The organism is Serratia sp. Res13-Sevr-LER1-36-b (assembly GCF_015673035.1).
GTDB lineage: Bacteria > Pseudomonadota > Gammaproteobacteria > Enterobacterales > Enterobacteriaceae > Chania > Chania fonticola_C.
The window spans coordinates 213,238-223,720 of sequence record NZ_JADACK010000011.1; the positions used below are offsets into that span (position 1 = coordinate 213,238).

Consider the following 10,483-nt stretch of genomic DNA (forward strand, 5'->3'; position numbering starts at 1 on the left):
CTATGCTCAACAAGGGGGCTGATTCACATTTTGTTTATTTTTGGGGTCAGATAGTAGAGTAGGCAAGTGCTATAAATGATGCATACTGTGCGCCTTTTACCGGGTGTGACGGATCTTAGAGCCCGTATCTTTAGCCTGATGCTGATGCGTCGGTTGACGGATGATCTAGCAAAAGAAGCAAACTATGAGCACAGAACATAAACAGTCTTTATCGGCGGTTACCCTGGCGGCTATTGGGGTCGTTTACGGTGATATCGGCACCAGCCCGCTCTATACCTTGCGAGAATGTTTTTCCGGCCATTACGGTTTTGACGTCCGTCCCGACGTGGTGTTTGGTTTCCTTTCCTTAATCTTCTGGATGTTGATTGTCATCGTTTCCCTGAAGTATCTCACCTACGTCATGCGTGCGGATAACGCCGGTGAAGGCGGGATACTGACGTTAATGTCTTTGGCTGGGCGCCATACCTCGGCGCGTACCACCTCTTTGCTGGTGATCCTGGGCCTGATTGGTGGCAGCTTCTTCTATGGCGAGGTGGTGATCACCCCGGCGATCTCGGTGATGTCGGCGATCGAAGGGTTGGAGATTGCCGCACCGTCGCTGGATCCCTACATTGTCCCGCTCTCTATTCTGGTACTGACCTTACTGTTTGCAATCCAAAAACATGGCACCGGTAGCGTGGGCAAACTGTTTGCCCCGGTGATGCTGCTGTGGTTTATCGTGTTGGCCGTTCTGGGGGCGCGCAGCATTATCGCCAACCCGGAAGTGTTGCAGGCGCTGAACCCGAAATGGGCCTTCAACTTCTTTGTTGAATATAAGAAGGTATCGTTCTTCGCGCTCGGTGCGGTGGTGCTGTCGATTACCGGTGTGGAAGCGCTGTATGCCGATATGGGCCACTTTGGCAAATTCCCGATCCGCCTGGCCTGGTTCACCGTAGTGCTGCCTTCGCTGGTGCTCAATTACTTCGGCCAAGGGGCATTGCTGCTGAAAAACCCGGAAGCGATCAAGAACCCGTTCTTCCTTTTGGCCCCAGACTGGGCACTGATCCCGCTGTTGATATTGGCCACGCTGGCCACGGTGATCGCCTCGCAGGCGGTAATTTCCGGCGTCTTCTCGTTGACCCGCCAGGCCGTTCGTCTGGGCTATCTGTCACCGATGCGCATCATTCATACCTCGGAAATGGAGTCCGGCCAGATCTATATCCCGGTGATCAACTGGACCCTGTATATCGCCGTGGTGTTGGTGATTGTGGGCTTTGAACACTCCAGCAACCTGGCCGCGGCCTATGGTATTGCGGTGACCGGCACCATGGTATTGACCAGCATCCTGATCACCTCGGTCGCCATCAAGAATTGGCATTGGAATCGCTTCCTGGTGGGGGGCATTCTGGCGATGCTGCTGATTATCGATGTGCCGATGTTCTCGGCGAACGCCCTGAAGCTGTTCTCTGGTGGTTGGTTGCCACTGATGTTGGCCTTGGTGATGTTCCTGATCATGATTACCTGGAAGAGCGAACGCTTCCGCCTGCTGCGCCGGATGCATGAACACGGTAACTCCCTTGAAGCACTGATTGCCTCACTGGAAAAATCACCGCCGGTTCGCGTGCCTGGCACCGCTGTGTTTATGTCGCGGGCGATTAACGTGATCCCGTTTGCTCTGCTGCATAACCTCAAGCACAACAAAGTGCTGCATGAGCGGGTGGTGCTGCTGACCTTGCGTACCGAAGATGCCCCTTATGTGCATAACGTCCGGCGGGTAACGATTGAACAACTGTCCCCGACCTTCTGGCGGGTGGTGGCCAGCTATGGCTGGCGTGAAACGCCGAACGTTGAGGAAGTCTTCCACCGCTGTGGGTTGGAAGGGCTGCCATGCCGGATGATGGAGACGTCGTTCTTTATGTCCCATGAATCGCTGATCCTCACCAAACGGCCGTGGTATCTGTTCCTGCGCGGCAAGCTGTTTATCGCCCTGAGCCGCAACGCATTGCGGGCTGCCGACCAGTTTGAGATCCCGCCCAACCGGGTCATCGAACTGGGAACCCAGGTCGAAATCTAAATCAGGGGCTCAGCATTTGCTGAGCCCTTCTTTTTTAGCTACGCTTTATCGAACGTGAGCGAAACGTTTCGATGGCGATCACATTTCCGCTATTACAGGGTTGTCTTCCCCTGCTGATTTTCTAAACTGACCCAATAGCGAAACGTTTCGCTGCTGGAGTTTACTCATGAAAAAAGGCGTACTACTGAATTCTGACGTTTCTGCGGTGGTCTCTCGTCTCGGCCACACCGATCAGATCGCGATTTGTGATGCTGGCTTGCCGATCCCTGCCGTGACGCCGCGTATCGATCTGGCGCTGACCCAAGGGGTGCCGACATTCTTGCAGGTTGTCGGCGTGGTAACGCAGGAAATGCAGGTAGAGAGCGCCATCTTGGCGGAAGAGATCGTCAAGCATAACCCATCGCTCCACGAAGCGTTGCTGGCCCAACTGACGCAGCTTGGCCAACACCAGGGCAACACCATCAGCATCAGCTATATCAGCCACAGCGCGTTTAAAGCGCAAACCGAACATAGCCGGGCCGTGATCCGCAGCGGAGAATGTTCGCCCTACGCGAACGTAATCCTGTGCTCCGGCGTAACTTTCTGAGGCACCTATGCAACCTTTACTGCAACTGAAAGGGATCGATAAGGCCTTTCCCGGCGTGAAGGCGCTTTCTGGGGCCGCCCTGAGCGTTTATCCCGGCAGGGTAATGGCGCTGGTGGGGGAAAACGGTGCCGGCAAATCCACCATGATGAAAGTGCTGACCGGTATCTACAACAAAGATGCGGGCAGCCAATATTTCCTCGGCAAGGAAGTGGCCTTCAACGGGCCGAAGGATTCGCAGGAAGCAGGGATCGGCATCATCCACCAGGAACTGAACCTGATCCCGCAGCTGACCATTGCCGAGAACATCTTTCTTGGCCGCGAGTTCGTTAACCGCTTTGGCCGCATCGACTGGAAACGCATGTATGCCGAAGCGGACAAACTGCTGGCGCGTTTGAACCTGCGTTACAGCAGCCACCGGCTGGTGGGGGAATTGTCGATTGGCGATCAGCAAATGGTGGAAATTGCCAAGGTGCTGAGCTTTGAATCCAAAGTGATCATCATGGATGAGCCGACCGATGCCCTGACCGATACCGAAACCGCCTCGCTGTTTAAAGTGATCAACGAGCTGAAAGCCGAAGGCCGTGGCATTGTTTATATCTCCCACCGCCTGAAAGAGATCTTCGAAATCTGCGACGATGTGACCGTATTCCGTGACGGGCAATTTATTGCCGAGCGGCCGGTTGCCGAACTGAATGAAGATTCGCTGATTGAAATGATGGTGGGCCGCAAGCTGGAAGAGCAGTATCCACGCCTGAATCTGCCGCGCGGTGAAAAACGCCTGCAGGTGAGCCACGTTTCCGGCCCTGGTGTGCATGACGTCAGCTTTACTTTATACCGCGGTGAGATTCTGGGTGTGGCTGGCCTGATGGGGGCTGGGCGTACCGAACTGATGAAGATCCTGTACGGTGCGGCGCCACGTAAAAGCGGCACCGTCAACCTGGACGGCCATGAGGTGGTAACTCGTACTCCTCAGGACGGCCTGGCCAACGGTATCGTCTATATCTCCGAAGACCGTAAACGTGATGGTCTGGTACTGGGGATGTCGGTGAAGGAAAACATGTCGCTCACCGCGCTGCGCTATTTCAGCCGTGCCGGTGGTGGCCTGAAACATGCCGACGAGCAGATCGCCGTCAGTGATTTTATTCGCCTGTTCAATATTAAAACGCCGTCGATGGAGCAACCGATTGGCCTGCTTTCCGGCGGTAATCAGCAAAAAGTGGCAATTGCCCGTGGCTTGATGACCCGGCCAAAGGTGCTGATCCTCGACGAACCGACCCGCGGCGTCGACGTCGGGGCCAAAAAAGAGATCTACCAGTTAATCAACCAGTTCAAGCAGGAAGGGCTGAGCATCATTCTGGTGTCTTCGGAAATGCCGGAGGTGCTGGGCATGAGTGACCGCATCCTGGTGATGCACGAAGGCCACCTCAGCGGCGAATTCCCGATTGAACAGGCCACCCAGGAAGTGCTGATGGCAGCAGCCGTCGGCAAGCAATACGGCGTAAAGCAGGAGTAATCAGATATGAGTTCACAAAGTGTCGCAGCTAAGCGCTGGTTCAGTAAAGAGTGGCTGTTGGAGCAGAAATCGCTGATTGCCCTGCTGGTGCTGATTGCCGTGGTGTCTTCGATGAGCCCGAATTTCTTCACCGTTAATAACCTGTTCAACATCCTGCAGCAAACCTCGGTGAACGCCATTATGGCGGTCGGCATGACGTTGGTGATCCTGACTTCCGGCATCGATTTGTCGGTCGGATCGCTGTTGGCGCTGACCGGAGCGGTAGCTGCTTCGATTGTCGGATTTGAAGTCAATGCGGTGGTGGCCGTTGCCGCTGCGCTGGCGTTGGGGGCTGCCGTAGGTGCCTGCACCGGGATTATCGTTGCCAAAGGCAAGGTTCAGGCGTTTATCGCCACCCTGGTGATGATGCTGTTACTGCGCGGTGTGACCATGGTGTACACCAACGGTAGCCCGGTCAATACCGGCTTTACCGACGTTGCCGACACCTTTGGCTGGTTCGGGATTGGCCGTCCGTTGGGCGTTCCTACCCCGATCTGGATCATGGCCATCGTGTTTATCGCCGCCTGGTATATGCTGCATCATACCCGTCTTGGCCGCTATATTTATGCGCTGGGCGGCAACGAAGCGGCTACCCGCCTTTCCGGTATCAGCGTCGATAGGGTTAAAATCATCGTTTACTCCCTGTGCGGCCTGCTGGCGGCACTGGCTGGGGTCATTGAAGTGGCGCGCCTGTCCTCTGCACAACCTACTGCGGGTACCGGCTATGAGCTGGATGCCATCGCTGCGGTGGTGCTGGGTGGTACCAGCCTGGCTGGGGGTAAAGGGCGCATCGTCGGTACCCTGATCGGGGCGCTGATCCTTGGCTTCCTGAATAACGGTTTGAATTTACTGGGTGTTTCTTCCTACTACCAAATGATCGTGAAAGCAGCCGTTATTCTGCTGGCGGTTCTGGTAGACAACAAAAGTAACAAGTAACCTCTCCCCTACAGGAATCACGACCATGAAAATGAAAAAACTGGCAACCTTAGTTTCGGCCATCGCATTAACTGCCACTCTGAGCGCTAACGCCTTGGCAAAAGACACCATCGCGCTGGTGGTTTCTACGCTCAACAACCCGTTCTTTGTTTCGATGAAAGAGGGGGCGCAGTTGGAAGCCAACAAGCTGGGTTATAACCTGGTGGTGCTGGACTCCCAGAACAACCCGGCGAAAGAGTTGGCCAACGTGCAGGATCTGATGGTGCAGAACCCGAAACTGCTGCTGATTAACCCAACCGACTCTGACGCGGTAGGTAACGCCATCAAGATGGCCAACCAGGCCAAGATCCCAGTCATTACGCTCGACCGTATGGCAGCGAAAGGCGAAGTGGTTAGCCATATCGCTTCCGACAACCGCGTGGGCGGTAAAATGGCCGGTGACTTTATTGCCCAGAAAGCCGGTGCTGACGCTAAAGTGATCCAGCTGGAAGGCATTGCCGGGACATCTGCTGCCCGTGAACGTGGTGAAGGCTTCCAACAGTCACTGGAGCAGAACAAGTTTAAACTGCTGGCCAGCCAGCCGGCGGATTTCGATCGTACCAAGGGTCTGAACGTCATGCAGAACCTGCTGACCGCGCATCCAGACGTGCAAGCAGTGTTTGCACAGAACGATGAAATGGCTCTGGGTGCGCTGCGTGCATTGCAAACAGCCGGTAAAACGGATGTCATCGTGGTTGGCTTTGACGGCACCGCAGACGGCGTGAAAGCGGTTGAAGGCGGTAAACTGGCTGCCACCGTGGCACAGCGTCCGGATCAGATCGGTGTGATTGGCGTAGAAACGGCAGATAAGATCTTGAAAGGTGAGAAAGTACCGGCGACTATCCCGGTTGATTTGAAACTGGTTACCAAGTAAGTCATCTCCAGCGCCATCGGAACGGGGCGTGACGATGGCGCGCAATTTAAGGGATCCCTGTGATGGAAACAGCAAAGCTGGTGGTTTTGGGCAGCATCAATGCCGACCATATCCTCAATATCAACCAATTTCCCCAGCCGGGTGAAACGGTGATCGGCCAGCAGTATAAGGTGGCCTTTGGTGGCAAAGGGGCTAACCAGGCGGTGGCTGCTGGGCGCAGCGGTGCGGATATTGCCTTTATTGCCTGTGTAGGCGAAGACGATATTGGTGAACGTATTCGCCAACAGCTGGCAACAGATCGCATTGACACCCAACCGATTGAAGCTATCACTGGCAGCACCACCGGCGTGGCGCTGATTTTCGTTAATGCCGAAGGCGAGAACGTGATTGGTATCGATGCCGGTGCCAACGCGGCGGTCACTCCCGATTATCTCAACCGCTATCGGCAACGGGTTATCGATGCGGATGCGTTACTGATGCAGCTTGAATCACCGCTGGAAACGGTGATTGCCGCCGCCAAACTGGCCAAGCAGCACCAAACCCAGGTGATCCTTAATCCGGCTCCGGCCTGTGAGCTGCCTGACGAACTGTTAGCCATGATCGACATGATCACCCCGAACGAAACCGAAGCCCAGCGGCTGACCGGTATCGCGGTGAATAATGACGCTGACGCCGAGCGTGCCGCCAACATCCTGCATGATAAAGGCATCGGCTGCGTGATTATCACCCTCGGTAGCCGTGGTGTGTGGTTGAGCGAAAACGGTAAAGGCAAATTGGTTCCGGGCTTTAAGGTCAAGGCGGTGGATACCATCGCGGCCGGTGATACGTTCAACGGTGCCTTGGTTACTGCTTTGCTCGAAGGCAAAGTGATGAGTGATGCGGTGCGTTTCGCCCATGCGGCGGCGGCCATTGCCGTTACCCGGCCGGGTGCACAACCTTCCGTGCCATGGCGTGAAGAGATTGACGCCTTCTTGCAGCAACAGGGATAACGCTTTGGCTACCATGAAAGATGTCGCCCGTCTGGCGGGTGTTTCAACCTCGACGGTCTCGCACGTGATCAATAACAATCGCTTTGTCAGCGACAGCGTGCGTGACAAAGTCATGGTGGCCGTGGAACAGCTTAACTATGCCCCTTCCGCACTGGCGCGTAGCCTGAAACTCAATACGACGCGCACCATCGGCATGCTGGTGACCTCCAGCAATAACCCATTTTATGCCGAAGTGGTGCGCGGCGTGGAACGCAGCTGCTATGAACGTGGCTACAGCCTGATCCTGTGCAACACCGAGGAAGATGTGGCGCGCATGAACAGCAGCATGGAAACGCTGTTGCAAAAGCGGGTGGATGGCCTGCTGGTGATGTGTACCGAAAACCACCGCCCTTCGCAGGATGCGCTGAGCCGTTACCCCTCTTTGCCGATCGTGATGATGGACTGGTCGCCGTTCGAAGGCGCCAACGATATCATCCAGGATAACTCGTTGCTGGGGGGGGAAATGGCTACCGATCATCTGATCGCTCGCGGCTATCGCCAAATCGCTTGTATCGCCGGGCCACTGGATAAAACGACCGCGCGCCATCGTTTGGAAGGCTATCGCCGTGCCATGAAGCGTGCCGGTCTTGAAATCCTGCCGGGCTATGAGGTGTATTGCGACTTTGAGTTTGAAGGGGGCGTGCATGCCATGAAGCAGTTGTTGGCGTTGGCCGAGCCTCCCCATGCGGTGTTTGCTGGCAACGATGCCGTCGCCGTGGGCGTTTACCAGGCGCTGTATCAGGCCGGGCTGGCGGTGCCACATGACATGGCCGTGATGGGTTACGACGATATCGAACTGGCCAAATATCTGGCCCCACCGCTTAGCACCATTCATCAGCCCAAAGATTCGCTCGGGGAACTGGCGATCGATGCGCTCATCAACCGCCTGCAAAACCCCGAACGTGATGCCCAGATCCTGGTGCTGACGCCAGAGCTGGTGGAAAGAGACTCTGTCGGCTACCGCTAACGGGTCACCTTTGCTTCTTTGCGTGATTTCTCTTTGCCGGTGATCAGGTTATTGCCGTCTTTTCTTCTTAACAGCATAAAGACGAAGGCCGAAGCGACGGTCACTATCCCCATGGTAATAAAGGTGTAGTGGAACTGATCGATCATGGTGCCGATTTCCATCGAGCCATAGAAGCGCAACACGGCGGCACTGATCGCCACGCCAAAGCTGATAGACAACTGCTGTGTCACTGCCAGTACGCTATTGCCGGAACTGGCGTTGCCATCGTTCAGGTCTGCCAGGCTGATGGTATTCATGGCGGTAAACTGCGTCGACATCGCCATCCCTAGAACAAACAGTGGCAAAATCATCAGCCACAGCGGCATACCTGGGCTTTGCAGTGAGAACTGCGCAATCAACACGCCGATAATGATAGTGATACCCACCAACGTCTTACGATAGCCGAACCAGCGCAACACCTGGGTAACGGTAGACTTGGCCATCAGAGAACCCACCGCCGTCGGGGCCATCATGCAACCGGCGACGATCGCCGAATAGCCAAAGGCCACCTGCAGCATCAACGGCATCAGGAACGGAACGCAGCCGGTCCCCAGCCGCGAGGCCACGTTACCGGCAATGCCGACGGAAAAGGTGCGGGTCTTGAACAGATCCAGCCCAATCAGCGGCTGAGCGTGGCGGCGGGCGTGAATGATATAACCAAACAGCATCACAAAGCCGCTCAGGAACACCCCCAGAGAAATGTAATTGGCCAGTACCTGCTCGCCTAATAGCTCCAGGCCGGTGGAGATAAGTACCAGGCTAAGGCCAAACAGCATAAAGCCGATGAAATCAAAGGGCCGCTTCGGCGTGGTGAAATCCGGCATGTATTTGCGGGCGTAGACGATGCCGAGTAAGCCTATCGGGATGTTAATCAAGAAGATCCAATGCCAGGTAGCGTAGGTCACCAGCCAGCCGCCAAGCAGCGGCCCCATTATTGGCCCAACCAGGCCAGGCATGGTGACAAAGTTCAGTACCGGCAACAGCTCACTACGCGGATAGGCCCGCAACAGGGCAAGGCGTGCCACCGGCATCATCATCGCGCCGCCAATCCCCTGTAAAATACGTGAGGCAACCAGGAAACTCAGCGTCGGTGACAAGGCACATAATAGTGAGCCAAAGGTAAACAGAGATACGGCGATAATAAACACCCGCCGGGTACCGAAGCGATCGGCCAGCCAGCCGCTCACCGGGATTAGCATCGCAACCGTCAGGGTGTAACTGATCACCGCCGACTGCATCGCCAAGGGGGAACGGTCTAGGCTGTGGGCTATCGCCGGTAAGGCGGTATTGAGAATAGTGGCATCCAATGCCTGCATAAAGAACGCCATCGCGGCGATCCAAGGCAACCCTGCCATGCTGCGTGCAGATTTTGTCATCGTGATCCCATTTTCCTTCTATATATAGCTGCGGAGTTTACGCATTCCCCTGCAACAATGTTTGGCATGCAGTGAGGGCTGCGGTGCTGTCACTGGCGACGATGGCATCCACAATGGCCTGATGGTGTTGCAGCTTGATCACTTCATTACCGGTGATCGCCCGGAAATAGCTTTGATACACCGAGCTGAACAGGTTGGCGAACGAGGTGAGAAACGGATTGGCGCTGGCTTCATAGATCAACTGGTGGTATTGGGTATCGACTTCAATCCAGCGTTCGCGGTCAAAATCCACATGTAGCGCCTGCATTTCTGCCATCAGAGTGACTAATCGCGCCTTTTGCTCCGGGGTAGCATTGATTGCTGCCAATGTACAAGCTTGAGGTTCGAGCGACGTGCGTAGGATAAGGAAGTGCTGCATTACCTGGTCGAAGTTTTCCCTGGTCATCCACCAGGTCAGCAGATCCTGATCGAGGAAGTTCCATTGGCTTTGCGGCATGACCCTGGTGCCGATGCGGGGGCGCGGTAACAGCATGCCTTTGGCCGCCAGCATTTTTACCGCTTCACGTACCGCAGTGCGGCTGACGCCAAACTGTTCTGCCAAATCCATCTCGCCTGGCAGGATGCTGCCGGCTTGATATTCACCGGCCAGGATCTGTTGGCCGAGCTTTTCTGCCAGCAGATAAGAAAGATTACGCTGTGCCGCCTGTTGTTGAGCATCGAATTGCATGGCTGCGGTTCCTTTAACTGCATTGTTATCTTTCATTTTACGCCAGGGAGCGCCAGCTTCTACGGCTGTTTTCGGGAAAAAGTGGCAAAAACGACGAACAAGACAGCGTTTTGCCGAAAAAAGCCGCGCTTGAAAAGTTTTTTGAATTTAGGGGTTGCGCCCTTCCGAGAACTCCCTATAATGCGCCTCCACTGACCGGGAACAACGACTCCTCTAACGAGAACCAGTCGCCCAGCCAGGAAGACCAACCCGGTGAAAACATCGAAATAAAGGTTGACTCTTCAGGGGAATCGCGTAGTATACGCC

Annotated in this window: 9 protein-coding genes; 7 read left to right on the forward strand and 2 right to left on the reverse strand. The window is 55.3% G+C overall.

Annotated elements, in window-relative coordinates; translation table 11 throughout:
* Positions 1–184 precede the first annotated feature (184 nt).
* The 7 genes from kup (at position 185) to rbsR (ending at position 8,035) form a co-directional block, all read left to right on the forward strand.
* Positions 185–2,053, forward strand: a complete 1,869-nt coding sequence (kup, locus tag IMQ33_RS07930; protein ID WP_065683392.1) for a low affinity potassium transporter Kup — start codon at positions 185–187, stop codon at positions 2,051–2,053.
* Positions 2,054–2,219: 166 nt separating this feature from the next.
* Positions 2,220–2,639: a D-ribose pyranase gene (gene rbsD, locus IMQ33_RS07935; protein ID WP_021181445.1), complete on the forward strand. Its 420-nt coding sequence runs from the start codon at positions 2,220–2,222 to the stop codon at positions 2,637–2,639.
* A gap of 7 nt (positions 2,640–2,646) precedes the next feature.
* Positions 2,647–4,152 carry a ribose ABC transporter ATP-binding protein RbsA gene (gene rbsA / locus IMQ33_RS07940; protein ID WP_021181446.1) on the forward strand — a complete coding sequence of 502 codons (1,506 nt, stop codon included), beginning with the start codon at positions 2,647–2,649 and terminating at the stop codon, positions 4,150–4,152.
* 6 nt (positions 4,153–4,158) lie between these two features.
* Positions 4,159–5,127 (forward strand): ribose ABC transporter permease, encoded by a 969-nt coding sequence (gene rbsC / locus IMQ33_RS07945; RefSeq protein ID WP_024484670.1) that lies wholly within the window; start codon positions 4,159–4,161, stop codon positions 5,125–5,127.
* A 25-nt stretch (positions 5,128–5,152) separates the two neighbouring features.
* A complete protein-coding gene (gene rbsB, locus IMQ33_RS07950) occupies positions 5,153–6,040 on the forward strand; it encodes a ribose ABC transporter substrate-binding protein RbsB (protein WP_024484669.1) in 888 nt (295 codons plus the stop codon).
* A gap of 62 nt (positions 6,041–6,102) precedes the next feature.
* On the forward strand, positions 6,103–7,029 hold the full coding sequence (rbsK, locus tag IMQ33_RS07955) for a ribokinase (RefSeq protein WP_024527391.1): 927 nt from the start codon (positions 6,103–6,105) through the stop codon (positions 7,027–7,029).
* Positions 7,030–7,033: 4 nt separating this feature from the next.
* Positions 7,034–8,035, forward strand: a complete 1,002-nt coding sequence (gene rbsR / locus IMQ33_RS07960; RefSeq protein WP_098929366.1) for a ribose operon transcriptional repressor RbsR — start codon at positions 7,034–7,036, stop codon at positions 8,033–8,035.
* Here rbsR and mdtD read toward each other — a convergent pair.
* Together mdtD and IMQ33_RS07970 are read right to left on the reverse strand one after the other, a co-directional pair.
* The gene (mdtD, locus tag IMQ33_RS07965) at positions 8,032–9,450 is read right to left on the reverse strand and encodes a multidrug transporter subunit MdtD (protein WP_161713296.1); all 1,419 of its coding nucleotides are present in this window, start codon (positions 9,448–9,450) and stop codon (positions 8,032–8,034) included. The two genes, rbsR and mdtD, sit on opposite strands and share 4 nt — an antisense overlap.
* Before the next feature lie 37 nt (positions 9,451–9,487).
* A complete protein-coding gene (locus tag IMQ33_RS07970) occupies positions 9,488–10,177 on the reverse strand; it encodes a FadR/GntR family transcriptional regulator (RefSeq protein WP_065683388.1) in 690 nt (229 codons plus the stop codon).
* Positions 10,178–10,483 lie beyond the last annotated feature (306 nt).

Bases quoted from the DNA above. Each gene is read 5' to 3' on its own strand.
- kup (WP_065683392.1), top strand. From the start codon at position 185: ATGAGCACAGAACATAAACAGTCTTTATCGGCGGTTACCCTGGCGGCT.
- rbsD (WP_021181445.1), top strand. From the start codon at position 2,220: ATGAAAAAAGGCGTACTACTGAATTCTGACGTTTCTGCGGTGGTCTCT.
- rbsA (WP_021181446.1), top strand. From the start codon at position 2,647: ATGCAACCTTTACTGCAACTGAAAGGGATCGATAAGGCCTTTCCCGGC.
- rbsC (WP_024484670.1), top strand. From the start codon at position 4,159: ATGAGTTCACAAAGTGTCGCAGCTAAGCGCTGGTTCAGTAAAGAGTGG.
- rbsB (WP_024484669.1), top strand. From the start codon at position 5,153: ATGAAAATGAAAAAACTGGCAACCTTAGTTTCGGCCATCGCATTAACT.
- rbsK (WP_024527391.1), top strand. From the start codon at position 6,103: ATGGAAACAGCAAAGCTGGTGGTTTTGGGCAGCATCAATGCCGACCAT.
- mdtD (WP_161713296.1), bottom strand. From the start codon at position 9,450: ATGACAAAATCTGCACGCAGCATGGCAGGGTTGCCTTGGATCGCCGCG.
- IMQ33_RS07970 (WP_065683388.1), bottom strand. From the start codon at position 10,177: ATGCAATTCGATGCTCAACAACAGGCGGCACAGCGTAATCTTTCTTAT.